Annotated in this window: 25 protein-coding genes; 12 read left to right on the top strand and 13 right to left on the bottom strand. The window is 70.8% G+C overall.

What is annotated here, in order from left to right; all coding sequences use genetic code 11:
- Positions 1-28: 28 nt before the first annotated feature.
- Together E2169_RS07190 and ttcA are read right to left on the bottom strand one after the other, a co-directional pair.
- Positions 29-934 (bottom strand): recombination-associated protein RdgC, encoded by a 906-nt coding sequence (locus tag E2169_RS07190; RefSeq protein WP_132985918.1) that lies wholly within the window; start codon positions 932-934, stop codon positions 29-31.
- Positions 935-1043: 109 nt separating this feature from the next.
- A complete protein-coding gene (gene ttcA, locus E2169_RS07185; protein ID WP_132985917.1) occupies positions 1044-1946 on the bottom strand; it encodes a tRNA 2-thiocytidine(32) synthetase TtcA in 903 nt (300 codons plus the stop codon).
- Between the two features lie 103 nt (positions 1947-2049).
- Here ttcA and E2169_RS07180 point away from each other — a divergent pair, with 103 nt between their 5' ends.
- Positions 2050-2265, top strand: coding sequence for a YdcH family protein (locus E2169_RS07180; RefSeq protein WP_132985916.1), 216 nt, complete (start codon positions 2050-2052; stop codon positions 2263-2265).
- 30 nt (positions 2266-2295) lie between these two features.
- On the opposite strand, the gene E2169_RS07175 is transcribed toward E2169_RS07180, so the two are convergent.
- The 5 genes from E2169_RS07175 to E2169_RS07155 all read right to left on the bottom strand — a co-directional run bounded on the left by E2169_RS07175 (position 2296) and on the right by E2169_RS07155 (position 7786).
- The gene (locus E2169_RS07175) at positions 2296-2877 is read right to left on the bottom strand and encodes a hypothetical protein (RefSeq protein WP_132985915.1); all 582 of its coding nucleotides are present in this window, start codon (positions 2875-2877) and stop codon (positions 2296-2298) included.
- A gap of 156 nt (positions 2878-3033) precedes the next feature.
- Positions 3034-5700 carry a glycerol-3-phosphate 1-O-acyltransferase PlsB gene (plsB, locus tag E2169_RS07170; protein ID WP_132985914.1) on the bottom strand — a complete coding sequence of 889 codons (2667 nt, stop codon included), beginning with the start codon at positions 5698-5700 and terminating at the stop codon, positions 3034-3036.
- Positions 5701-5749: 49 nt separating this feature from the next.
- Entirely contained in the window at positions 5750-6682 is a 933-nt protein-coding gene (locus E2169_RS07165) for a hypothetical protein (RefSeq protein ID WP_188726128.1), read from the bottom strand.
- Between the two features lie 69 nt (positions 6683-6751).
- Entirely contained in the window at positions 6752-7432 is a 681-nt protein-coding gene (locus tag E2169_RS07160; RefSeq protein WP_132985912.1) for a hypothetical protein, read from the bottom strand.
- A gap of 36 nt (positions 7433-7468) precedes the next feature.
- Complete coding sequence (locus E2169_RS07155; protein ID WP_132985911.1) at positions 7469-7786, bottom strand: hypothetical protein; 318 nt, start codon at positions 7784-7786, stop codon at positions 7469-7471.
- A gap of 207 nt (positions 7787-7993) precedes the next feature.
- Between E2169_RS07155 and sctU the strand changes: the two genes are divergently transcribed.
- A complete protein-coding gene (gene sctU / locus E2169_RS07150) occupies positions 7994-9052 on the top strand; it encodes a type III secretion system export apparatus subunit SctU (RefSeq protein ID WP_165942354.1) in 1059 nt (352 codons plus the stop codon).
- Here the strand turns inward: sctU and sctT are convergent, their stop codons facing one another.
- The 6 genes from sctT to E2169_RS07115 are packed head-to-tail and all read right to left on the bottom strand — an operon-like array spanning position 9053 to position 14008.
- The gene (gene sctT / locus E2169_RS07145; RefSeq protein ID WP_132985909.1) at positions 9053-9832 is read right to left on the bottom strand and encodes a type III secretion system export apparatus subunit SctT; all 780 of its coding nucleotides are present in this window, start codon (positions 9830-9832) and stop codon (positions 9053-9055) included.
- 3 nt (positions 9833-9835) lie between these two features.
- The gene (gene sctS, locus E2169_RS07140) at positions 9836-10105 is read right to left on the bottom strand and encodes a type III secretion system export apparatus subunit SctS (protein WP_207918369.1); all 270 of its coding nucleotides are present in this window, start codon (positions 10103-10105) and stop codon (positions 9836-9838) included.
- Between the two features lies 1 nt (position 10106).
- The gene (locus E2169_RS14530; RefSeq protein ID WP_279432753.1) at positions 10107-11165 is read right to left on the bottom strand and encodes an EscR/YscR/HrcR family type III secretion system export apparatus protein; all 1059 of its coding nucleotides are present in this window, start codon (positions 11163-11165) and stop codon (positions 10107-10109) included.
- 5 nt (positions 11166-11170) lie between these two features.
- Positions 11171-12310: a type III secretion system cytoplasmic ring protein SctQ gene (gene sctQ / locus E2169_RS07125; RefSeq protein ID WP_132985908.1), complete on the bottom strand. Its 1140-nt coding sequence runs from the start codon at positions 12308-12310 to the stop codon at positions 11171-11173.
- Positions 12297-12902 (bottom strand): response regulator transcription factor, encoded by a 606-nt coding sequence (locus tag E2169_RS07120; protein WP_132985907.1) that lies wholly within the window; start codon positions 12900-12902, stop codon positions 12297-12299. The genes sctQ and E2169_RS07120 overlap by 14 nt, the downstream gene beginning before the upstream one ends.
- Positions 12899-14008 carry a sensor histidine kinase gene (locus E2169_RS07115; RefSeq protein ID WP_132985906.1) on the bottom strand — a complete coding sequence of 370 codons (1110 nt, stop codon included), beginning with the start codon at positions 14006-14008 and terminating at the stop codon, positions 12899-12901. The genes E2169_RS07120 and E2169_RS07115 overlap by 4 nt, the downstream gene beginning before the upstream one ends.
- A gap of 93 nt (positions 14009-14101) precedes the next feature.
- Between E2169_RS07115 and E2169_RS07110 the strand changes: the two genes are divergently transcribed.
- The 10 genes from E2169_RS07110 (at position 14102) to E2169_RS07060 (ending at position 22894) form a co-directional block, all read left to right on the top strand.
- A complete protein-coding gene (locus E2169_RS07110; protein WP_165942353.1) occupies positions 14102-14491 on the top strand; it encodes a flagellar biosynthetic protein FliO in 390 nt (129 codons plus the stop codon).
- A gap of 269 nt (positions 14492-14760) precedes the next feature.
- Positions 14761-16803 (top strand): type III secretion system export apparatus subunit SctV, encoded by a 2043-nt coding sequence (sctV, locus tag E2169_RS07105; RefSeq protein ID WP_207918368.1) that lies wholly within the window; start codon positions 14761-14763, stop codon positions 16801-16803.
- A gap of 61 nt (positions 16804-16864) precedes the next feature.
- Positions 16865-18052, top strand: coding sequence for a type III secretion system inner membrane ring subunit SctD (gene sctD, locus E2169_RS07100; RefSeq protein ID WP_132985904.1), 1188 nt, complete (start codon positions 16865-16867; stop codon positions 18050-18052).
- Positions 18053-18129: 77 nt separating this feature from the next.
- On the top strand, positions 18130-18462 hold the full coding sequence (locus tag E2169_RS07090; RefSeq protein ID WP_207918367.1) for a hypothetical protein: 333 nt from the start codon (positions 18130-18132) through the stop codon (positions 18460-18462).
- A gap of 23 nt (positions 18463-18485) precedes the next feature.
- On the top strand, positions 18486-18911 hold the full coding sequence (locus tag E2169_RS07085) for a hypothetical protein (RefSeq protein WP_132985903.1): 426 nt from the start codon (positions 18486-18488) through the stop codon (positions 18909-18911).
- A gap of 17 nt (positions 18912-18928) precedes the next feature.
- Positions 18929-19699, top strand: a complete 771-nt coding sequence (locus E2169_RS07080; RefSeq protein WP_132985902.1) for an EscJ/YscJ/HrcJ family type III secretion inner membrane ring protein — start codon at positions 18929-18931, stop codon at positions 19697-19699.
- 4 nt (positions 19700-19703) lie between these two features.
- Complete coding sequence (locus E2169_RS07075) at positions 19704-20330, top strand: hypothetical protein (protein ID WP_132985901.1); 627 nt, start codon at positions 19704-19706, stop codon at positions 20328-20330.
- Between the two features lie 16 nt (positions 20331-20346).
- Positions 20347-21063, top strand: coding sequence for a FliH/SctL family protein (locus tag E2169_RS07070; RefSeq protein WP_132985900.1), 717 nt, complete (start codon positions 20347-20349; stop codon positions 21061-21063).
- A 50-nt stretch (positions 21064-21113) separates the two neighbouring features.
- Positions 21114-22415: a FliI/YscN family ATPase gene (locus E2169_RS07065; protein ID WP_132986014.1), complete on the top strand. Its 1302-nt coding sequence runs from the start codon at positions 21114-21116 to the stop codon at positions 22413-22415.
- The gene (locus tag E2169_RS07060) at positions 22412-22894 is read left to right on the top strand and encodes a hypothetical protein (RefSeq protein ID WP_132985899.1); all 483 of its coding nucleotides are present in this window, start codon (positions 22412-22414) and stop codon (positions 22892-22894) included. Before E2169_RS07065 ends, E2169_RS07060 begins: the two co-directional genes overlap by 4 nt.
- Positions 22895-22898: the final 4 nt, after the last annotated feature.

Below are 22898 nucleotides of genomic sequence, written 5' to 3'. Positions count from 1 at the left end.
CATGCGCGGAGTTTCGATGGGTCTGCGTTCAGGCGTCGACGCGCGACAGCTTCAGTGCCGGCTCGAGGATCTCGAACAGCCGCCGCACTTCGGCCGACATCAGCGCGAAGCGCGCATCGAGCTCGGCGCGCAGGTCGTCGCGGTCGGTGCCTTCCAGCTGGTCCACCGCGCCGTCGAGGAACTTCAGCTTGCGCACCACCAGGTCCTCGCCGAGCACGAAGGAGACGTGGTCGTCGAGCACCAGCGCAAGCCGCGTGACCTGCTTGCCGGCTTCCAGGTGGCGGGTGATCTCCTCGCTGCCCAGGTCCTGGCGCTGGCACTTCACGATCGCGCCGGTGTCGTTGCCGTCCTTGAGCTCGCACTCCTCGCCCAGCGACAGGCCCTCGGGCAGCGGTTCGCCAGCGATCCAGCCGGTCAGCACGCTGCGCGGCGCGACCTCGGCATTCGCCGGCAGCGCGGGGAAGCTGCCCAGCGCCTGGCGCAGCGCCGAGACCACGGCCTCGGCGTTCTTGCGCGACGAGGTATCGACGATGCACAGGCCGTGCTTGAGGTCGAGCAGGGCGTCGGTGCGCGAGGGGCGGACGAAGGCGCGCGGCAGCAGCTCGTGCACCAGCTCGTCCTTCATGCGCTTGCGTGCGCGCCCGCCCGGGCGGCGGCCTTCGCGCTCCTCGGCCTCGTCGAGCTTGCGCGCGAGCATGTCGTTGACCACCGCGGCGGGCAGCAGGCGATCCTCGCCGCCGACCGCCACCCAGGCGGCGTCGCCGATGCGGTGGCAGAAGGCTTCGGAGTCGCGGCCCAGCGCCGGCACGAAGCCGCGCGAGGACAGCTCCAGCGGGCCGACGGGCTTCAGCGGATGGGTGGCGAGGGCGTCCTCGAGGCCTTCGAGATCGAGCGAGGTCGGGAAACGGAACAGGGTCAGGTTGCGAAAGAACATGGGTATCGGAGGCCGTGGTCGTGGAAGCGGGAAAGGATGCGCGCGCGCTGTCTCAGGGGACGCGGTGGCGTCCCGCGCGGGCGGGATGGGGAACTGCCGTGCTGCGGCATCAGGCGTCGTTGCCGGCGTGCGGCCTGTCGTGGGGATCGCCGGCCAGCCACCGCTGCGCGTCGGCCGTGGCCGCCGCGTCGCGATGGCCCAGGCCGAGGAAGTCGAACAGCGTCGGATCAGCCAGCTGCGAGGGACGGATGTCACCCAGCGCGCGCGCGATCTGCTCGACGCGCCCGGGTGATTCACGATCCCACTGCGCCATCATCCGCTGCACCTGTTTGCGCTGCAGGTTCTCCTGCGAACCGCACAGGTTGCAGGGGATGATCGGGAACGCCTTCGCCTCCGAGTAGGCCGCGATGTCCTCCTCGCGGACATAGGCCAGCGGGCGGATCACCACGTGCCTGCCGTCGTCGCTGAGCAGCTTCGGCGGCATGCCGCTGAGCCTGGCGTGGAAGAACATGTTGAGGAAGAACGTGGCCACCATGTCGTCGAGGTGGTGGCCCAGGGCGATGCGGGTGAAGCCGTGCTCGGCGGCCCGGGCGTACAGCGCGCCGCGGCGCAGCCGCGAACACAGCGAGCACATGGTCTTGCCTTCCGGCACCACGCGCGAGACCACCGAATACGTGTCCTGCTCGATGATGTGGAAGTCCACGCCGAGCGAGCGCAGGTAGTCGGGCAGCACCTGCTCCGGGAAGCCCGGCTGCTTCTGGTCGAGGTTGACCGCGGTGATCGAGAACGATACCGGTGCCTTCTTCTGCAGCTGCAGCAGGACATCGAGCAGCGTGTAGCTGTCCTTGCCGCCCGACAGGCACACCATCACCTTGTCGCCGTCGGCGATCATGCCGAAGTCGGCGATCGCGCGGCCGACCTGGTGGCGCAGGCGCTTGCCCAGGCGCTGGGCGTCGTGCGCGGCACTGCGCACGCGCGGCGCGGGTTCGGCGAGTGGAAGGACGATGCTCATGGACCACGCATTCTAACGGTGCCCGATCACAGGCGCCGGATCGGCGCGCCCCGTTGCCGGTGGATGGCCGATCGACGCGGGCAGCGTGTACTCTCGGGACGCCATGCACCCTTCCGATGCCGCCGAACAGGCCCGACTCGCCCAGCGCCTGGCGGCGCTGAAGGCCGAACATCGCGACCTCGATGCCGCGATCGCCCGGCTGCAGCTCGACAGCGGCGCAGACGAGCTCATGGTCAAGCGCCTGAAGAAACGCAAGCTGCAGCTGCGCGACGGCATCGAGCTGCTGGAATCGGCGCTGATCCCCGATGAGCCGGCCTGAGGCCGGCCCGCGCGAGGCGCGGGACGTAGCTCAGGGCAGCCAGATCTTCCTGCGGGTCAACGGGCTGGCGCTGGCGTCCACCACCAGGCCTGCGGCGTCGAACTCGACCTGGATCTCCTCGAAGCTGCCCAGCCAGAAGCGCCAGACGTCTGCGTCGAGGTCGGGATTCTCGCTGCTCACCGGCCAGCCCAGCGACATCGCCACCTGCTCGCGGTTCATGCCCGGCGTGATCCGCGCGCTGGCGATGGCTTCGCGGATCTTCTCCGGGAAGCCTGCGGCGGCGATGCGCGGGTCTTCCGCCACCACGTAGCGGGCCGCGAATTCGGCGTCCGACAGGTCGCGGCTGTAGTGGTTCTCGATCACGTGCTTCTCGCCGTCCACCAGCAGCCTGAGCTTGCGGCGGCCCTGCTTGGTCACGGTGAGCGGACTGCCGAACGGGACGATGCGCGCGCCCTCGTCGTCGTAATTGATGTCGTAGACCTCGCCGTCGAAGCTGCGCATGTTGCAGCAGAGGAAGCCCTCGGTCTTTGCGGCCTGGCGGGCGATGGCGGGCGCCATGGCGGTGGCGATGGCAATGGCGACGAGCGCCGGCACGGCGTTGCGGAAGCGCATGGAATGCTCCTGGTGTGTTGCGGCAGGGCCGCCGCGACTGCGGTTGGCAGGAGCGTGCCTGGACAGCGCCCCGCGCACGCCACTCCCCATGGCGCGCGGGCATTGTGCCGGGAGTGTCGCCCGCGGTGAAGCCCGAGGCCGGGCGGCCCGCGAAAGTCAGGCCTGGGTCGCGGCCGGCGGCGCGGCCTCCGGACTGATCTTCTCGATCGTGTGCCGCAGTTCGCGGCCCAGGATCACCTTGGCATCGCGTGCCCAGGTGTCCAGGCGCTGGTCGAAGGCCAGCTTGCTGTTGTGGTCCAGCTTCACCAGGCCGAGCTCGCGCAGCTTCTGGATGAAGCCGCGGAACAACGTCTTGTCGAAGAACTCCGGCGCCGCCGGCGCGTACAGCAGGCTCAGCCGCTGCGCCGCCAGCTGGCACAGGCCTTCGAGCTCGCCCGCGCCCAGCGTGCCCGAACCGTTCTTGGCCAGCACCGAGATCGCGATGTAGTAGCGCTCGAAGGCCTGCTGCAGCGGATGGCCGATCGCGCGCAGGCGGAAGACCTCGTCCGACTGCCCCGCCTGCCGGGCGAGGATGCCGCCGTCGTCCTCGCTGACGCGCTCCAACAGGCCTTCGCGCATGAACAGCGCGATGGTGGCGTCGATGCGCGCTGCAAAGCCGTCCTCGTCCCAGGGCAGGAACAGCTCGCCCTGCAGGAAGGGATACATGCTGCGGCCGATCCGCAGCAGGGTCTCGCGCGACATGCGCCGGTTGTGCAGGAAGCAGCAGGCGATCCAGGCCGAGGCCGTGAACAGGTGCACCACGTTGTTGCGGAAGTACGACAGCAGCACCGCGGTGTCGCCGTCCACGCGCAGGACGTCGCCCAGCGGATGCACCACGCGGTGCAGTACGCCGATCTCTTCGCCATGGGCGATGATCTGCTGCGGCGAGTGCGGGGAGACGGTGACCAGCGGGCTGTAGGGCACTTCCGCCAGCAGTTTCTTGGACAGCACGATCTGCGCGGTCAGGTCGCCTTCGCCCATGGCGTGCTTGGGCGTGGACAGCAGCGCCAGCGCCAGCAGGTTGATCGGGTTGACGTCGGCGGCGCTGTTGACGCGTTCCTGGATGCGCTGCGCGGTGGCATCGACCGTGGTCGCCAGCCAGTCGGGCTTGTCCTCGTCGGGCAGGGGCTTGCCGTCCCAGCTGCCGGCATGTTCGGCCAGCATGTCGGCCAGCGCGATCGGCTCGCCGAAGTTCACCACCACCTGGCCGTAGTTCTGTCGCAGCACCTTGGGAATGCCCCACAGCAGCGCCCAGATCGACTCCTTTTCCTTGGGCTTTCCCGACAGCTCGTCGAAGTAGCTGTTGCCCTCCATCAGCTTCTCGTAGCCGATGTACACCGGCTGGAACAGCACCGGGCGCGTGGGCTGGCGCAGGAAGGCGCGGACGGTCATCGCCACCATGCCGCCCTTGGGCTGCAGCAGGCGGCCGGTGCGCGAGCGCCCGCCCTCGATGAAGTACTCGATCGAATAGCCGCCGGCGACCAGCTTGGCCACGTACTCGGTGAACACCGCCGAATACAGTGCGTTGCCGCGGAAGCTGCGGCGGATGAAGAACGCCCCGCCCTTGCGCAGGATGGTGCCGATCACCGGCAGGTTGAGGTTGATGCCGGCGGCGATGTGCGGCGGCACGATGCCGCGCGTGTACAGCAGGTAGGACAGCAGCAGGTAGTCCATGTGGCTGCGGTGGCAGGGCACGTAGACGATTTCGTGGCCGGGCGCCGCGGCCTTGAGCTGGTCGAGGTGGTGCACCAGCACGCCGCGGAAGATCCGGTTCCAGACCGTGGTCAGCAGGAAGCTCGCCGAGCGCACCACTGGGTGCGAGTAGTCGGCGGCGACTTCGTAGGCGTAGCCGTGGGCCTTCTTCCAGGCCTCGGCCTGGCCCTTGGCGCCATCGCCGCCCTCGCGCCGGGCCTGGTCGGCGATGGCGTCGCGCACCGGCGTCGATGACAGCACCTTGTCGACCAGCAGGCGGCGGGTGGACAGGTCGGGGCCGATGATCGCGGCGCGGATGCGGTTGAAGTGCGTGCGCAGCAGGCGCGAGAGCTTGCGGACCTCGCGCTCGCGTTCCAGGTCCTCGGCGACGATGTCGCGCACCGCGACCGGCGGTGCGAAGCGGACCTGGGTGTCGCGGCCGTTGAGCAGGATCGCCAGCAGCCGCCGGAAGCGGCCCACCAGCGCCCAGTTTTCCGAGAACAGCACCGAGAACCAGCCGCTGTTCTTGTCCGGCGCGCGGCCGACGAAGATCGATACCGGCACCAGCTGCACGTCGAGCGTCGGATCGTCGTGGTGCGCCTCGAGCAGGCGCGCCAGCGAATCGGAGTGGCTCTTTTTCCTTTCCGGCTTGCGCTGGGTGGCGATCTGGGTGGCCAGCGCCAGCGCGCTGCCGGCGTTGCGCCGCGACAGGGCCACGTAGGCGCGCTTGCGACCCAGCAGGTCGCCCGGCAGCGGCACCAGCGGCGACGGCAGGCCGGCCTCGCGGCAGGCGCGGTCGAGGATCAGCGCGTTGGACAGGCCGTAGTCCTCGAGCACGTAGCAGACCTGGCGGTCGTCGATGGCGTCGCCGGGCGCCTGGGGCTCGATGCTCAGGCCGATCCAGGGCGACAGCAGGCGCCCCAGCAGGCGTGCCCACCAGGGCCGCGTGCGTCGCGGCGGGCGGCCGGGGCGCGGCCCGCGGCCCGGCACCGCGGCTTCGATGCCCGGGCCGGATCCGGCCTCGGCGTCGGACCCGGCGTCGGGCGTCGGGCTGGAATCAAACAGGGAGGGCTGGTTCGGCATCGTCTGCATTATGCCCAAGGCGGTTCCGGGCCTGCTGCGCGCCCGGGGCATGTCGCGGTCAGGGAGCGGCCACCGGGGTGGGCGGCGTGCCGGGTGCGGGCGGCGGATCGGCCGGGAGTTCGACGGTGCCCGCGGCCGCGCGGGCGTGGCGCAGGTAGTCGGCCAGGTACCAGCGGCCGTCGATGCGCTCCATGTCGACCACGGTGTCGATGGCGCCGCCGGCCAGGACGTAGCGCAGGCGGACGGTGGCCCGGTCGCCCTGCTGGACCTGCAGGCTTGCCTCGACGCTGTCGAACGCGGCATCGAGGTCCAGGCCGTACCCGGCCAGCACCGCCCGGGCCTCGAGGGTGAAGGCGCCGATGCGCCCGAGCGAAGCCTCCATCCCTGCAGCGGCGATGTCCTCCGCCGACACGGCGCCGGTGGCGCGCGCGGCGGCGGACAGGCGCATGATCGCCGCCCTGGCGCGTTCGCGGTCGGTCAGCGGCGCCTGCGCGGCCCACTGCGCCACCGCCGACACCAGCTGCGCGTAGTGGTCGCGCTCGGAGTCGCTGAAGTCGCCCTGGTGCTCGACGTACTGGACGCCGAACATGCCCATGGTCGCGGCGGCGGCGCGGATCTCGCGCGCGGAACCGGCGAACTGGCGGTCGAAGCCGGCCACCAGGGCGGTTTCGGCATCGTCCGCCGCCAGCGCCTCGAGCACCTGCGGCAGTTGCTCGGAGAACGGCAGCTCGTCGAGCGGCCAGCGCGTGTCGCCGGCGCGCCAGGCCAGCTGCAACCGCGCATGCAGCGCCGGCGGCACCGCATCGCGCGCGAAGGCGGCGAGATCGCCGCTGCGCATGTGGCCGGTCAGCACCTGCACGGCCAGCGCGGGCCGGCTGAGGTCGCTGGCCGCGGGTGCCTGGGCATCCGGCGTGACAGGCCGGCAGGCTGCGAGCAGGGCGGCCACTGCGGCGGCGGCCAGCAGCGATCGCAGGAACGGTGGCATGGGCATCGCATCCCCTCCCCCGGGAAGCAGGGCGCATCTTGGCCGCCGCCCGGCAGCCGCGGCAAGCCTACGCGGTCACAGGTCGCGGACGACCCAGCCGTGGGCGGCCGCCGCGGGCGCGTCGATGGCGGCCTCGGCCACGCGCTCGGGCGGCTCGCCGGCGGCCCAGGCCGCAGCGATGGCGGCCAGCCTGTCCCGGGTGGCGCGGGTATAGGCGCCTTCAAGCTCGTTCTGGGCGTCGGCGGCCAGCTTCTGCGGGTACAGCGTGCGCGCGTCGTCGCTGCGGTTGAGCATGGCGATCATCCGCGCCAGGCTGGTGCGGAAACCGTCGGCCGACAGCGCCGTGCGCTGGGTGCGCTGCAGGTGCCACACCACCAGGTATTCCACCGGGCCGAGCATGCGCCGCGGGGTGGCGCCGAAGAAGTGGCCCGACAGCGCGCTGGCGGCCATCGGCGCGCCGCCGTGGTCGGGCAGTCCGGTGGCACCCCAGGAGCTGAGCGCGCCGCCAGGCAGGTCCATCCGCCGCAGGGCGACGCCGAAGGTCTCCGCCAGCAGCCGCTGCGCGCGTTCGTCGTCGCTTTCGGCCACCACCCCGACGATGCGCAGGAACAGCGGATAGCGCTCTTCGCCCAGGCGTCGCACGAGGCGCTTGAGCACCGCCAGGCGGTACTCGGGATCGGCATGGGCGGCCAGCGCCGAGACCAGGCGATCGGCGGCCGTGCGCAGGGCTTCGGGGGTGGGCAGGGAATCGGTCATGGCCGCGGCATTATCGCGGCTGGGGATGCCTGCAGGTCAGGCGAACGCGTCGAGCACCGAATCCACGGCGCCCTCGGCGGCCTGGGCCAGCGGCAGTGCGCCCAGCCGGGCCTCGAGCGCGAGGTCGCCGGCGAGCATGCGCGGGCCGGCGGTGTCCCAGGCCGGCGCGGCGAGGACCCGTTCACCCGCATCTGCCAGCGCGACCGGTGCCGCGTCCGCCTCGGCGGCGGGGCTGGTGGCCTGGACCTCGTGCGCGTCCCCGCCCTGCTGGCGACGGAGGTCGTCCAGCGGCCCGTCGATCCGGTGCAGGCCGGAAGCGAGGTTGAGGTGGGAATCGGGGCCGATGGTGCTCATGGCGTTGCTGCGGGACCTGGAGGGGGAGTCGGGGCGATGGGCAAACTGTATCGCCGCGGACCGCGCCTGCCACCTCGGGGCGACCCTAGCTGCCACCGTCCCGTTCAGCTGCCGGCGTAATTCGCCCGCGCGGCCGCCCATGCTTGCGTGGCCGCACCGGCAATATCGTGCATGGTAGCGTTCCCGCGCGAACCAGGCAGAGACGCGATGGCCAAGGACCAGGGCGCCGACAAGACCGAGCAGCCGACCCCAAAGAAGCTCCGCGACGCGCGCAAGGACGCCAACGTCAGCAAGAGCAAGGAGCTGACCAGCACCGTGCTCGTGCTCGGCTGGCTGGTGGGCGGCTGGATGATGCTCGGCTTCATGTGGGACCGGATGCGGGCGCTGTTCCAGGCGAGCCTCGACGCGGTGGGCACGCCCTTCCTGGAGGCTGCGCCCGCACTGGGGCTGCAGGCGTTCTGGACCCTGGTCGCACTGAGCGTGCCGCTGTTGCTGCTGGCGCTCTTCCTCGGCCTGGTCGTCGAGTTCCTGCAGGCCGGGCCGGTGGTGAGCATGAAAAAGCTCACCCCCGACATGTCGAAGATGAACCCGGCCGAGGGCATCAAGAAGATGTTCTCGATGGACAACCTGGTCGAGCTGGTGAAGGCCATCTTCAAGAGCGCGGCGCTGATCTTCATCGGCGGCGTGGTGCTCTACGGCATGCGCCACAGCCTGCTGCAGATGCCGCACGCGCCCCCCGGTGCGATGGGCACCGCGATCTGGCACGCCCTGGTGCGGATCGGCATCTGGACCATCGGCGTGTTCTTCTTCGTATCCGTGCTCGACGCCTGGTACCAGAAGTTCTCCTACCTCAAGCAGCTGCGCATGAGCCGCCGCGACATCAAGCAGGAGGTCAAGGACAACGAGGGCGACCCCTACGTGAAGCAGCGCCGCAAGCAGTTGCACCAGGAGTGGTCGCAGCAGAACATGCTCAATGCCGTCAGGGGATCCAATGTCGTCGTGACCAATCCCACACACATCGCCGTCGCGCTGCAGTTCGAGGCCGGGGTCACCGACCTGCCGGTGGTCGTCGCCAAGGGCGAAGGCCACCAGGCCGAGGAGATCAAGCGCGTCGCCGAGGAAGCGGGCGTGCCGATCCTGCAGAACATCCCGCTGGCCCGGGGGCTGAACGAGAAGGTCGAGGTCGACGACTACATCGGCAACGAGTTCTTCGACGCGGTGGCCGAGGTGCTGTTCTGGGCCGAGGGCATCCGCCGTGGCGAGTGATCAGCCCAGCGCGCCCTGCAGCAGGCCGAGCAGGTAGCGGTTGCTGCCCAGGCGCTCGAGCAGGATCTCCACGTACACGCCGATCAGCAGCAGGATCAGCGCGGTCGCAAGCCAGGCCTTGATCGGCATCGTGAGCGCGAAGACGTTGAGCTGGGGCGCGTAGCGGTTCACCAGGCCGAACGACAGGTCGATGACCAGCATCACCACCATCACCGGTGCCGCCATCACCAGCACGGTCGTCATCATGTAGTCGAACTGGCCGACGAACAGGTTCATGCCCGCCGCGGGCAGGTTCGGGAAGTACGAGGCCACCGGCCACAGCACGTAGCTGCCCATCAGCAGGTCGAGGAACACCAGGAAGGCGCCGCTGGCCATGAACAGCCAGGTCGCCAGCTGCGACAGGAATTCGCCGTGCAGGGTGACCTGGTGCCCCTGGATGGGATCGAAGACCTGCGCCATCGACATGCCCACCTGGGTGTCGATCACGCTGCCCACCGCGGCCACGGCCCAGAACACGATGCCGAAGCAGAAGCCGATCGCGACCCCGATGAAGATCTCCTTGAGCACGATCAGCGGCCACTCGATCGTGCCCAGGTTGTCCATCGGCAGGCCGGCCAGTGCGATCGGCAGCACGATGATCCCCAGGCTCACCATGAAGCTGTTGCGCACCATCGCCGGCACCGTCTGCTGGGTCATCAGCGGCAGCATCAGGAAGGCGCCGATCACCCGCGGCAGCACCAGCGCGAGCGCCAGCAGCGGGTTGCCGAGGAAGTCGAACACCCGTCAGTTCCGCACCGTCAGGCCCGGGAAGTCGCGGAAGATGCGGTCGGTGTAGCTGTACAGCGAGCCGCCGATCAGCGCTGCCGTCACGAACAGCATCAGCACGATCGCCAGGAACTTGCAGGCATAGGCGAACGTCTGCTCCTGCAGCTGGGTGGCGGCCTGCAGGAAGGCGATGATCAGCCCGACCAGCGCCGCGGCGCCGATCGGCGGTCCGGACAGCAGCATGACCAGGTACAGCGCTTCCTTGGTGAGCTCGAGGACCTCGTTCACGTCATCCGCCCCCGTAGGTCAGCACCAGGCCGTGGACCAGCTTCGCCCAGCCGTCGACCAGCACGAACAGCAGCAGCTTGAAGGGCAGCGAGATCGTGGTTGGCGACAGCATCATCATGCCCAGCGCCAGCAGGATGTTGGCCACCACCAGGTCGATGATCAGGAACGGCAGGAAGATCAGGAAGCCGATCTGGAACGCGGTGGTGAGCTCGCTCACGGTGAACGCCGGGATCACCACGATGAAATCGTCGACGTCGAGGTCGTCGCGGCGCTCGGCGGGCAGCAGGCGCTGCGCGCTGCGCAGGAAGAAGGCGCGCTCGGCGTCGTTGGAATGGCGGATCAGGAAGCCGCGCAGCGGCTCCTTGCCGGCCTGGAAGATGCCGAGCATGCGCGCGGCGTCCATCGACGTGCCGTCGGCGGGCGTGGGCGGGCGCGGCGCGCCGCTGGCGGTGATCACGACCGGACCCTCTTCTCCGGGGACCGTGCCGGCGTCGGGGCCGGCGGGGACCGCGGCGTCGCTGCCGTTGTCGACGTTGGCGAACAGCGGCGAGCGCCCGGCATCCACGGGGGCGGCGCCGGCCGTGCCACCGGCCGCGGCGCGGGCCTCGGCCTCGGCGCGCAGCGCGTCGGCGGCCGCGGGGCTCGCGGGCGGCGGGTCGGCGGGTGCACTGCCGGGTGCGGCCGACTTCGGTGTCCCGCCCGGGGTCGCCGTTGCCGGCGCCTGCGCGCTGCGTATGGCGATGCGCTCGGCGCGGGCGATCGCGCGGGCTTCGATCTGCGCCTGGATCTGCGGCGGCGGCGGCTGCCCGGCCAGGTATGCGCTGACCGCGGACTGGGTATCCAGGATCACCGGCGACATCACGTAGGCCGAGAGCACGATCGCCAGGCCGTTGATCACGACGTTCGGCGGCACCTGCTGCAGGCCCAGTGCGTTGCGCAGCAGGCTCAGCACCACCACGATCTTGGTGAACGAGGTCACCATCACCGCCACGAACGGTGCCAGCGCGATGAAGACGACGGTGACGAGGACGACCGCCGGCGAGAAAGTGGTGAAGTCCATTCCGCTCAGCTCCAGGACAGCAGGCGCACGCCGAGGGTGTCGCCGACGGCGACCAGTTCGCCGCGGCCGGCCACGCGGCCGTTGGCGCGGATGGTGACGTTGCTGCCCTCCAGCGCGGCGGCCAGCGGGAACACATAGCCGGGCTGCAGGTCGGCGAGCTCGCCGATGCTCATCTCGGTGCGGCCAAGCTCGAAACCGAGCTGCACCGGCAGGCTGCGCGCGGGGTCGGGGACGACGGGGGGTGCCTCGGGCGGCACGCCGCCTTCCTGCTCTGCTTCGCTCATCGGGACATCCTCGTTGAATGTGGGGGAGGGAACGGGCTGGCCCTGCACGGACCAGCCGCCGGGCGCGGGCGCCAGGGGCCAGTCGCGGCCGGCGGCGCGGGCGACGCAGGCAGGTGGTTGGCCGCGGTGGCCGGCGACGATCACGTCGCCGGGACGCAGCGCGCGCCACTCGCGCATCGCCAGGGTGGTCGGGAACTGCAGCAGGACCGTTGCCTGCAGCGCGCGCCAGCGTCCGGCGTCCGGCGCGGGGTCGTCCTCGTGCGGCGGTTCGGCGCGCGCGGCGATCGCCTGCAGCCACGCGGCAGGCAGGCGCAGGTGCGCGGTGACGGCCGGCGGGGACGCATCCTGTCCGCCTTGGGCGTCGGCGTCGTTCGCCGGCGCGTCCTCGATGCGGACCGCAAGCCACAGCGCGGGCGCGGGCGCGTCGCCACCGTCGCCGTCAAGCACGGGCAGCAGCGAGCTGCCCAGCCATTCGCTGAGCCGGCGCAGCGTGGTTTCGTGGGCCAGGCTCCAGGCGAGCACGCGCGCGCGGCCCGCATGGTCGCTCCAGCGCAGTCGGGCGTCGTCCGGACCTGCCGACGCGGGGCCTTCGACATGCAGCTGCAGCCGCGTGCCTTCGGCTTCGACCGCGAGGGCCGCGGGAGGCGTGTCCGCCGGCTCGGCCTGGATCGCCGCACCGTCGCCCAGCAGCCACCAGCGCGGCGCCGAGAAGAACGCGCGCAGCGCCTCGCAGGTGGGCGCATCGACCTCGGGCAGCAGGCCGCGTACCGGCCGTGGCGCGGGTGCGGGCGTGATCGGGGCCGCCGGCGTCCGCGCGCGGCGCGACTTCGCCTTGCGCGCGCCCTGCTCAGGCGTGGCCAAGCGCCACCTTCATCAGCTCCGGCAGGGAGCGCACGCCCAGCTTGCCCATCATGTTCGCCCTGTGCAGTTCAACGGTCTTGATACTGATGCCGAGGATGTCGGCGATGATCTTGTTCGGCTTGCTGGCCACCACCAGGTCCAGCACCTGGCGTTCGCGCGGGCTCAGCCTGGCCAACAGTTCGTTGGCCATGCCGCCGCCCGCGCCGCGGTTGCGCGCGTTGGCCAGGGCGGTGCGCAAGGCGTCGATCAGCGCTTCTTCGGAGAATGGCTTCTCCAGGAAGTTCGCCGCGCCCTTGCGCATCGCCTCCACCGCCAGCGGCACGTCGCCATGCGCGGTCACGAACACCACCGGCAGCTGGATGCCGCGGCGGCCGAGTTCGTCCTGCAGCTGCAGCCCGCTCATCTCGGGCATGCGGATGTCGGAGACCAGGCATTCGCTGGCGTCGCCGTGGCGATTGCCCGCGTAGGTCGCAAGGAACGCCGGGCCGGATGCGAAGGCCTCGACTTCGTAGCCGGCCGTCTCCAGCAGCCATGCGGTGGAGTCCCGGAAACCGTCGTTGTCGTCCACCAGGTAGACGCGTGTCACCGTCATTGCTGTCCCCTTCCTTCCGCGGGCGGCAGGGTGAATCCGAACACGCTGCCGCCGCCTTCGCGCGGCTCGAAGAACAGCCGCCCCTCGTGGTATTCGATGATCGAGCGGCAGATCGCCAGGCCGATGCCCAGTCCGTCGCTCTTGGTGGTGAAGAAGGGCGAGAACAGCTGCGCGCCCTGCTCTTCGCTGAGGCCCTCGCCGCGGTCGCAGACGCGCACTTCGACTTCGCCGTCCAGGTTCACCCGGCCCTCGATGCGCAGGCCGCGGTGCTGCGCGGGTATCTCGCGCATGGCCTCGATCGCGTTCTTCACCAGGTTCAGCAGCACCTGCTCCACCATGACCCGGTCGGCGTAGACCGCCGGCAGGCCGGGGGCGAGCGCGAGCTCGATGCGCAGCTGCAGGCGCTCGGCCTCCAGCCGCAGCAGTTCGACCACGGTGTTGGTGATCTCGACCAGGTCGCGCGCATCGCGCCGCGGTTCGCGGGCGCGGACGAACTCACGCACCCGCGAGATCACCGCGGCGGCATGTTCGGCCTGGGTGCGCGCCGCGATCAGGGCGCGCTCCACCTGCACCGGCCCGCCGGCCTGGTCCACCAGGCGCAGGCTTCCGTTCAAGTAGTTGACGATCGCCGCCAGCGGCTGGTTGAGCTCGTGCGCCAGCGTCGCCGCCATCTCGCCCACCGACATCAGGCGCGAGGTGAACAGCAGCTTCTCCTGTCGGCTCTTGTGCGAATCCAGCGCCTCGATGCGGGCGCTGATGTCGACTGCGGTGAGCAGGTCCAGGGCGGTGCCTTCGACGTCGGCCGCGCCCCAGTGCAGCGCGTACCAGCGGTTGCTGTGCGGCGCATTGACCTCGCGCGGCGCGGCGTCCGCATCGCTGCCGTCGGGGTCGCCGTCGGCCAGCGCGGCGAGCAGTCGGGCACGGTGGTCGTGGCCATCCAGCCCCGCGAAGGCTTTCCGGTAGCCGTCATTGGCGGCCACGAGGCCGCCGCCGTCGCTTGCGAACGCGGCGCAGGGGAAGGGAATCGCCTCGAGCATCGCGGCCACGGCGGCGTTGTCGCCGGCTGCGGCCTTCCTGCGACCGCCCGCGCCCCGGGCCGGCGTCATGCAGTGGCCCCGCCGCCACGCGCAGCGCAACGGCTGCGGTAGGCTGCGCCCGCGCCCTCCGCGCCACGACACACCAGGCCCATGCATCCGCCCATGTCCAAACGATCCCTGACTGCCATCACCGCCATCCTGTCCCTCGCAAGTGGCACCGCCATGTCGGCCGAAGCCGTTCCCGATGCTCCGGCGGCGTCGTCCTTCGCCGGGGAGCTGTTGGCCATCGTGCTTCCACTGGCCTTCATCATCGCGGGCCTGCTGGTCGTCCTTCGCCTGCTCCGGAGGCGTTACGGCCTGACCGGCCCCGATGCGCCGCTGTCGATCCTGCAGATCCTTCCGCTGGGTCCGCGTGAGCGCCTGGTGCTGGTGAAGTCGCGGTCGGGCCGCGTATTCACCGTTGGCGTCGCCGCGCAAAACGTGAGTTTCATCACCGATCTGGACCATGCCGACATCGCAACCCCGGACAAACCCGAGGGTGACGCGCCGTAGATCGGGATGGCGGTCACGGTTTCCAGCTGCCGAAAATTTCCCTTTTATTACAGGCGTTTGCCTTTACATCCATGAAGACGCCGAGGATGACCGAGGCGCCGTCCACTTTAAATTTTCCACGATTGCTCTTGTAGCGAGACTATCGTAATTTGCCACAAAGTGACGCATGGGGTCAGCGTTCGAATGCGGCAGGAAGATGAAGTGGCGGAAGACATGCGCGGGAGCGGCGAGAGCCTTCTCCAGGCATCGCCTGTGGACACGATGACGCCGTGCGCGCGCTGATCGCCAACCTCTTCGCGGCGCCGGCCAACACCAAGCGCGCGCGGCTCGGCTACAGCGACATCGTGCTCGCGGTGTCCGCGGTGCTGATCATCAGCGTGATGATCCTGCCGCTGCCACTGGTGGTGATCGACGCCCTGGTGGCGATCAACATCTCCATCGGCTTCGGCCTGCTGCTGCTGGCGATCTACATCCCCACGCCGGTGGCGTTTTCCAGCTTCCCCAGCGTGCTGCTGCTGACCACGCTGTTCCGGCTGGCGCTCTCGATCGCGATCACGCGTTCGATCCTGCTCGACGCCGAGGGCGGCCACATCGTCGAGACCTTCGGCGACATGGTCGCCGGCGGCAACCTGGTGGTCGGCCTGGTGGTGTTCCTGATCATCACCGTGGTGCAGTTCATCGTCATCGCCAAGGGTGCCGAGCGCGTGGCCGAGGTCTCGGCGCGCTTCACCCTCGACGCCATGCCCGGCAAGCAGCTGTCGATCGACTCCGACCTGCGCTCGGGGCTCATAGACAAGGACGAGGCCCGCGCCAAGCGGCGCCTGCTGGAGAGCGAGAGCCAGCTGCATGGCGCGCTCGACGGCGCGATGAAGTTCGTCAAGGGCGACGCCATCGCCGGCATCGTCATCATCATCATCAACCTGCTCGGCGGCCTCGCGATCGGCGTCCTGCAGCGCGAGATGGCCCTGGGCGACGCGACCCGCACCTACAGCATCCTGACCATCGGCGACGGCCTGGTCTCGCAGATCCCGGCCATCCTGGCGACCATCGCCGCGGGCCTGGTGGTCACGCGCACCACCGGCGAAGTCGACGACAAGCACCTGGGCGCCGCCATCGGCCGCCAGGTCAGCGGCCAGCCGCGGGTGATGCTGATCACCGGCATCCTGGCGCTGCTGATGACCCTGGTGCCGGGCTTCCCCAAACTCGTGTTCCTGGTGCTGGGCCTGGTCCTGATCGGCATCAGCGCGTGGCGCTACCGCCACGGCTTCCAGATGCTGCGGCGCGCCTTCCGCGTGCCCGAGGGCGAGATCGCGGAGTCCGAGCGCCCGGCGCAGGTCGACGACCTTGCGCCGCCGGCGCCGCTGCAGCTCGACCTGGCGCCGGACCTGGCGTCGATGCAGGAGGCGCTGCGGATGCGGGTGGCGGCGGTGGCGCAGGGCATGCGCGACGAATTCGGCGTGCCGGTGCCGGCGCCGACGCTGCGCACGGTGGGCGGCCTGGGTGACGGCGGCTATCGCCTGAGCGCATTCGGCGCCCGGCTGGCCTCGGGGCAGCTGCGCACCGACGCCGCGTTCCGGCAGGGCGCGGTGGCCGGCGACGGCAGCAACCGCCAGGCCGGCTTCTTCCCGGCGCTCGCGGGCGAGTGGGTCGCGCCCGGCAGCGACGGCGCGCTCGCGGCCGACGAACTGCTGGCCGCCCACGCGCGCGGCGCGCTGCAGCGCCGGCTCGGCGGCTTCATCGGCATCCAGGAAACGGCCAACCTGTTCGCGCGCATGCAGCGCGACTATCCCGACCTGGTCAAGGAAATGCTGCGCGTGGTGGCGCCGCAGCGCGTGGCCGACGTGCTGCGCCGGTTGGCCGAGGAAGGCGTGCCGATCCGCAACCTGCGCGACGTGTTCGAGGCCATCACCGACGTCGGCGGCCGCGAGAAGGACGTGGTGCTGCTCACCGAATACGTGCGCGTCGCGCTGAAGCGCGAAATCGCCGAGCGCCATGCCGATGCCGAGCGCACGCTGCACGTGCTGCTGATCCATCCCGAGCTCGAGGACAAGCTGCGGCAGTCGGTGCGCGTGGCCGGCGGCGCCAGCCAGCTGGCGATCTCGCCGGAGCTGGCGGCGCGCCTGGGCGGCGAAGTGCGCGCGCACCTGGCGCGGCAGGCGCCGGGCGTGCGTCCGGTGCTGCTGTGTTCGCTCGATGTGCGCAGGCATCTGCGCAAGCTGATGGAAGTCGATTTCTTCGAGCTCCCGGTACTGTCGTACCAGGAGCTCGCGCCCGACCTGCGCATCGTGCAGGCTGGGCAGGTGAACGCCTGAGCCGGTGGACTTCACCGCGAGGTAACGGGGCAGCTGCAGGATTCGATCAACGGAGGGTGGCATGGGAAGGGACAACGACATGGAGGCAATGGACGATCGCGGCATCGTGCTGCGCGTCGTGTCGGGCCTCCACGCCGGTGCCGAACGCGAGCTTGCCGGTGGCGAGATGATCCTCATCGGCAGCGGTGACGACTGCGACATGGTGCTGGCCGATGCCGGCGTCGCCGCGCGCCACGCGCTGCTGAGCTTCGTCAACGGCCGCTTCTCGCTGCGCGCGCTGGACGCGCCGCTGCATGTCGCCACCACCATGGTCCATCCCGGCGACCCGATCGAGCTCGACCGGGTCCAGCGCGTGGGCATCGGCGAGGCCGCGATCGCGTTCGGCGCGGCGGACGACGCCGGCTGGGAACGCCTGGTGCCCGGCGGCCTCGGTCCGCGCCCGGCGCCGGACCAGCCCGCGCGCCCGTACCTGCGCCGCCTGCCCGCGGTGGCGGCGGTGGCCGTGCTGTCGCTGGTTTCGCTGGCGATCTTCGCGATGGTCGTGCCGCAGCAGAAGGACGTTCCGGATCCGCGCGCCCAGTTGCAGCGCCTGGTGCCCGAGTACGGCATCGATGACGGCCTGGCCGCGATCGACCAGCAGGGCCGCCTGGTGCTGACCGGAACGGTCCCCGACGCCGCCACCCGCGAGCGCATCGCGCGGCGGATCGCGGAGGAACAGATCGAAGCCCGTCTCGAACTGCGCACCGGCGACGACATCGCAGGCGACGTCGCCGAGATCCTGCGCGGCCAGGGCATCAGCGCGCGCACCCGCTATCTCGGCAACGGCGACGTCGAGGTCAGGGGCGCGTTCGAAGACGGAGCCGCCCTGGAGGCCGCCTCGTACTCGCGGGCGATGCGGGAAGTGAAGGGCGTCGTCCGGGTCATCCCGGTGAACGTGTCCGAAAACGCCGTCGCCCGGCGCCGGCAACCCGCCGTGCCGGCCAGGCCGGTGCGCATCCGCGTGGCCGCCATCGTCCGCGGCGACGACCCGCACGTGGTGTCCGGCAAGGGCGACCGCTACCAGGTCGGCGCCGAGCTCCCGGGCATCGGCACCCTGGTGTCGATCACCGAGGGCACGGCGCATGCGCTGCGGCCCGACGGCAGCCTCGAACGACTGAAGGTCGAGGCGGCGCCGAAGCCCGGCGAGGACGCGCCGGAACCACAGGATTTTTCCAACGTGCGCAGCGACGTCAAGCCGCTGCGGATGTAGCAAGCGCCGCGGGGTTGGGGGCCCCGGGGCATCAACGATGCAAAACGACCAAGACCAAGCAACCCAAGGAGAGAAGCATGACCAATATCGCAGCAGGTGCGCCCGGAGTGGGCCAGTTCATCGCCGGCGCCGCCGCCACCAGTGGGGCCGGTGGCATCCGCGGCGGCTCGTCCGCCGGAGACCGCGGCAGCTGGTATGAAGCCATGTCGCGCGCCTGGGGCCAGACCCTGGACTCGCAGGCCGCCGTCATCACGGACATGTCCGCCAACATCAGCGGCGGCAGCGACCAGCCTTCGGACATGGTCCAGCTGACCGCGGCAAGCCTGAAGATGCAGTTCATGTCCAACAACGCCGCGACCTCGCAGAACAGCGTGGGCCAGGCGCTCGAGACCCTGGGCAAGCGCAACTAAGCGCGCAAGCGCGGGAGAAGCACATGATCGAAGCCATCCAGGTAGCGGCCATGGACCCGGCAATGTCCGGCCAGGCCGGCATGCAGGGTGCAGGGGGCGCCGGCCAGGCACAGGCCACGCCGTACGACGTCCGCGATTTCGCCGCCGCTCTCGAGCGTACCGGCGGTGTCGGCCCGCAGCAGCAGGCGGCCCCGGTGGATCTCACGCCGGCACAGCCGTCCGAAGGCACGCGGGCGCTGATCTCGGCCATCAACAACCTCAATGCCGGAGCAGACAACATCAACGCCCTGTCGCAGAGCATGAGCGGCAACATCGCCGAACTCACGCCGGGGCAGATGATGGAAATGACCATGAAGTGCCACCAGTTCCTGTTCCAGGCCGAGCTGACCTCGAACGTTGCCAACCGCACTTCGGACGGCATCTCGCAGCTGTTCCGGCAGCAGTCCTGACGGACAGGGGGCAGTCCATGGAACTTCAGCAACGGCCGCGTGCGCTGCGCGCGGCCCTGTTCGCACTGGCGGCGGCCACGCTGCTCGCCGCCTGCGGCGGCAAGCCCCTGTACAGCCAGCTCGACGAGAGCCAGGCCAACCAGATCATGGGCGTGCTCATCGCAGCGGGCATCGACGCCGACAAGAACCCGTCGCCGGCGAAGGTCGGCTGGGAGGTGCGCGTGGCCGCGTCCGACTTCCCGTACGCGATGCAGCTGCTCGGGGCGCACGGCCTGCCGCGCGCGCAGTTCGCCACGACCTGCGATGTGTTCAAGAAGGAAGGCTTCGCGTCCTCGTCCACCGAGGAGCGCGGCCGTGAGCAGTGCGGACTGCAGCAGGAGCTGGCCGACACGCTCAGCCGCTTTCCGGGCGTGGTCGACGCCCGCGTGCACGTGACCCTGGCCGAGCGCGATCCGCTGGGCGGGTCCAGCCAGGACTCGTCCGCTTCGGTGGCGATCTTCGAGTACGCCGGAGCCAGCGCGCGCGACCGCGAAGCCGACATCAAGCTGCTGATCAAGGATGCGGTCCCGGGCCTGGTCGACATCAACAAGGTCACGGTGAAGTTCGCCGAGGCACCGCCGCTGCCCGCGCGTCGGCCCCAGGGGCCGGCGCTGTCGGGGATCAGCCCGCTCACGCTGGCGATCGCGGCTGGCATCGTGGTGCTGCTCGGCCTGCTGGTCGCCTTCTGGGGTCGGCTGCGTGCCGCGGCACAGCCCAGGAAAACGCCCGACCAGGTCTGGAACGGCTGAAGGCATGTCATTGCGGGCACTGCTGGCGGAGGTCGACCCGGGATGGCTTGAAGATGCCGGCGCCCCGCTGGATGCGGCACTCGCCGCGCGTGCCCGCGACAGCGCGCTCGGCCGGCGCCTGCTCGCCAGCTGGCTGGCCGGGGGCCCGGCCGCGTCCCTGCTGGCGCCCGATCCCGCGCGCGTTCCAGGCGACATCCGCAAGCGTTGGCCGCGCCCGCGGCTGGACGCCCTGTGCCGCGACCTCGGCCTGCTGGCCCATGCGCCGCCGATCCGCGCCGAGGTGCGCCGCGAGCCGGTGCGGCGGCTGAAGGCGGCGCTTGGCCACAGCTACATGCTCGCGCTCGACCGGACCGTCTGGGAAGGAACGCTGCCGCCCGAGCGGCTGCAGGCGCTTGGCGCCAGCTTCAACACCGCGCTGGCCGCGACCATGGCCAGGGACGACCCGGCACCGCTGTTCGCGATCTTCGACCGCCAGGGTCGCGCGGAGCTGCGCGCCTGGGCCCGTCGCCGCGACCCTGCGCTGGCCGACTGGAGCGGCCTGCTGCACCCGCCCGCCGAGCAGCTGCCCCCGTACCTGCCAGAAAAGCCGGTGCTGCGGGTCTACACGCACCACGAGGCGCGCGCCGCATGAGCGCGCACGAACCGACATGAACACCGAAGCCGGAGCCCCCGTCACCCTGCCCCCCGATCAGCCGCCAGGCCGTGCCGATCCCGCCGGCGGCGTGGCGGTATTCGAGCAGCGGCAATTCACCCGCTCGCTCGGTGCCAGCGTGGTGCCGGCGAAAGCCTGGGCCCAGCTGGGTGAACTCGATGCGCTGCTGGAGCGCGTCAACGGCCTGTACGAAGAGGCCATCGCGGACATCGCCCGCGCCCGTGAGCAGGGCCACGCCGAAGGATTCGCCGAAGGCATCGCCGCGGCAAAGCTGCAGATGACCGAGCAGCTGGCCTCGCTCAACGAACGCCGTGCGCGCGTGCTTGGCGAGGCCAGCGGCCGCATCACCGAGCTCGCCTGCGCGATCGTCGATCGCATCGCTCCGGGCTTCGATGCGCGCAGCGTGGTGCCGCCGCTGGTGATGCAGGCGGTCGAGGCCGCTCAGGCCGAACAGTTCCTGTTGATCCGAGTGCACCCCAGCGTGCGCGACAGCGTCTCCGCCGGCCTTGGCGCGGTGCGCCAGGCGCATCCGGCGGTCGGCGTGATCGAGCTTGTCGACGATCCCAGCCTCGAGCCCACCAGCTGCGTGGTGGTGTCGGAAGCCGGCGAAGTCCGCGCCGGCGTCGCGCAGCAGATCGAGGCCATCCGCACCGCGCTGGCCGGCAGCGCCGCCCAGGCGGGCAGCGCGGCCCAGGCGGAGCGCCGCGCGTGAGCGCCACCGCGCCCGCACCGTTCACGGGCCTCGCCGGCGACCCTGATCCGCTGCTGCATGCGCTGGCGCGGGTCCAGTCCATCGAGCGCGTGGGCCGCGTCGCCGAGGCCTACGGAACGCTCATCCGCGCCACCGGCCTCAAGGCCGCGATCGGCGAACTGTGCGAGCTGCGAAACCCGCGCGGCGAGGGCGATGCGTCCTTCCGCCTCGCCGCCGAGGTGGTCGGGGTGTCGAAACAGCACACGCTGCTGACGCCGCTCGGTGCGCTCGACGGCGTGTCCGCCACCACCGAGGTCTACGCCAGTGGCCGCCAGGCGGCGGTGCGCGTCGGCCCGGGCATGCTCGGCCGCATCCTCGATGCCCACGGCGAGCCCATCGACGACCTCGGCCCGGTCGGCCACACGGTCGATGCGCCGATCTATGCCGCCTCGCCCAACCCGCTGGCGCGCAAGCTGATCGAGCGGCCGTTCTCCACCGGCGTGCGCGCGATCGACACCACCATGACCGCGGGCGAGGGCCAGCGCATCGGCATCTTCGCCGTCGCCGGCGGCGGCAAGAGCACCCTGCTGGGCATGCTCGCGCGCGGTGGCGACGCCGACGTCAACGTCATCGTGCTGGTGGGCGAGCGCGGCCGCGAGGTCAACGAGTTCATCCACGACAACCTCGGACCCGAAGGCCTGGCGAAGTCGGTGGTCGTGGTGGCCACCTCCGACCGGCCGGCGCTGGAGCGCAGCCGCGCGGCCTGGGTCGGCACCGCCATCGCCGAGCACTTCCGCGACCAGGGCAAGCGCGTGCTGCTGCTGGTCGACTCGGTCACCCGCTTCGCGCGCGCGCTGCGCGACGTCGGCCTCGCCGTGGGCGAACCGCCGGCGCGGCGCGGCTTCCCGCCCTCGGTGTTCAGCGCCTTGCCGCGGCTGTTCGAGCGCGCGGGCAACAACCATATCGGTTCGATCACCGCGTTCTACACCGTGCTCGCCGAGGACGAGGACGGCGGCGACCCGATCGTGGAAGAGGTGCGCTCGATCCTCGACGGCCACATCGTGCTCTCGCGCAAGCTCGCGGCCGCCTACCACTACCCGGCGATCGACGTGCTGGTCAGCCTCAGCCGCACCATGCCGCGCGTCGTCGACCACGCACACGTGCGCGCGGCCGGCCAGGTGCGCAAGCTGCTGGCGAAATACCAGGACATCGAACTGCTGCTGCAGCTGGGCGAGTACAAGCGCGGGACCGATCCGGATGCCGACGCCGCGATCGAGAAGATCGGACCGATCCGCAAGTTGCTGCAGCAGTCCGCGCACGAGCTGGTGCCGTTCACGCAGTCCGCCGACGCGCTCAAGGCGATGTTCCCGTGAAGCGCTATCCGCTGCAGACCCTCATCAGGCTGCGCGAGCACCGCACCGAGGCCGCGCGCCAGCGGGTGTTGGAGCGCCAGCGCGAAGTCGAGGCCTGCCGCGATGCCTGCCTGAAGGTCGAGGGCGAGATCACCGCGCTGGATTTCGAGCAGAAGCAGCAGCGCGCGCGCCTGCTGGACGTGCCGCCGCCGGGCGTGCCCTGGCCGAATGCGCTGGCGCAGCGGGAGGCGCACATCGCCCTGCTCGGCGAACAGGCCGAGGCCGCCCGCCAGCGCTTGATCAAGGCCCAGGAAACGCTGCGCGCCGCCGAGGCCGCGGTGGCCGAGGCGCGCACGGAGTTTTTCCGCGCGAAGGCGCGGCTGGATGCGCTGGAAAAGCGCCGCGACGTCTGGCGCGGCGAACAGAACGCACACGCGCTGCGCCAGGAAGAGGGCGCTGCCGAAGACCTGCTGCAGGCGCGCCACCTGGCCGGTGCCTGAGCGA

It is taken from the genome of Luteimonas terricola (assembly GCF_004352845.1).
Classification (GTDB): domain Bacteria; phylum Pseudomonadota; class Gammaproteobacteria; order Xanthomonadales; family Xanthomonadaceae; genus Luteimonas; species Luteimonas terricola.
The sequence above is the reverse complement of the archived record's forward strand: the minus strand, read 5'-3'. Positions and strand labels throughout refer to the sequence as shown.

What these genes read in the sequence shown, in the direction of transcription:
- E2169_RS07190 (WP_132985918.1), bottom strand. Translation starts at nt 934, where the DNA reads ATGTTCTTTCGCAACCTGACCCTGTTCCGTTTCCCGACCTCGCTCGAT.
- ttcA (WP_132985917.1), bottom strand. Translation starts at nt 1,946, where the DNA reads ATGAGCATCGTCCTTCCACTCGCCGAACCCGCGCCGCGCGTGCGCAGT.
- E2169_RS07180 (WP_132985916.1), top strand. Translation starts at nt 2,050, where the DNA reads ATGCACCCTTCCGATGCCGCCGAACAGGCCCGACTCGCCCAGCGCCTG.
- E2169_RS07175 (WP_132985915.1), bottom strand. Translation starts at nt 2,877, where the DNA reads ATGCGCTTCCGCAACGCCGTGCCGGCGCTCGTCGCCATTGCCATCGCC.
- plsB (WP_132985914.1), bottom strand. Translation starts at nt 5,700, where the DNA reads ATGCAGACGATGCCGAACCAGCCCTCCCTGTTTGATTCCAGCCCGACG.
- E2169_RS07165 (WP_188726128.1), bottom strand. Translation starts at nt 6,682, where the DNA reads ATGCCCATGCCACCGTTCCTGCGATCGCTGCTGGCCGCCGCCGCAGTG.
- E2169_RS07160 (WP_132985912.1), bottom strand. Translation starts at nt 7,432, where the DNA reads ATGACCGATTCCCTGCCCACCCCCGAAGCCCTGCGCACGGCCGCCGAT.
- E2169_RS07155 (WP_132985911.1), bottom strand. Translation starts at nt 7,786, where the DNA reads ATGAGCACCATCGGCCCCGATTCCCACCTCAACCTCGCTTCCGGCCTG.
- sctU (WP_165942354.1), top strand. Translation starts at nt 7,994, where the DNA reads ATGGCCAAGGACCAGGGCGCCGACAAGACCGAGCAGCCGACCCCAAAG.
- E2169_RS14530 (WP_279432753.1), bottom strand. Translation starts at nt 11,165, where the DNA reads ATGGACTTCACCACTTTCTCGCCGGCGGTCGTCCTCGTCACCGTCGTC.
- E2169_RS07120 (WP_132985907.1), bottom strand. Translation starts at nt 12,902, where the DNA reads ATGACGGTGACACGCGTCTACCTGGTGGACGACAACGACGGTTTCCGG.
- E2169_RS07115 (WP_132985906.1), bottom strand. Translation starts at nt 14,008, where the DNA reads ATGACGCCGGCCCGGGGCGCGGGCGGTCGCAGGAAGGCCGCAGCCGGC.
- E2169_RS07110 (WP_165942353.1), top strand. Translation starts at nt 14,102, where the DNA reads ATGTCCAAACGATCCCTGACTGCCATCACCGCCATCCTGTCCCTCGCA.
- sctD (WP_132985904.1), top strand. Translation starts at nt 16,865, where the DNA reads ATGGGAAGGGACAACGACATGGAGGCAATGGACGATCGCGGCATCGTG.
- E2169_RS07090 (WP_207918367.1), top strand. Translation starts at nt 18,130, where the DNA reads ATGACCAATATCGCAGCAGGTGCGCCCGGAGTGGGCCAGTTCATCGCC.
- E2169_RS07085 (WP_132985903.1), top strand. Translation starts at nt 18,486, where the DNA reads ATGATCGAAGCCATCCAGGTAGCGGCCATGGACCCGGCAATGTCCGGC.
- E2169_RS07080 (WP_132985902.1), top strand. Translation starts at nt 18,929, where the DNA reads ATGGAACTTCAGCAACGGCCGCGTGCGCTGCGCGCGGCCCTGTTCGCA.
- E2169_RS07075 (WP_132985901.1), top strand. Translation starts at nt 19,704, where the DNA reads ATGTCATTGCGGGCACTGCTGGCGGAGGTCGACCCGGGATGGCTTGAA.
- E2169_RS07070 (WP_132985900.1), top strand. Translation starts at nt 20,347, where the DNA reads ATGAACACCGAAGCCGGAGCCCCCGTCACCCTGCCCCCCGATCAGCCG.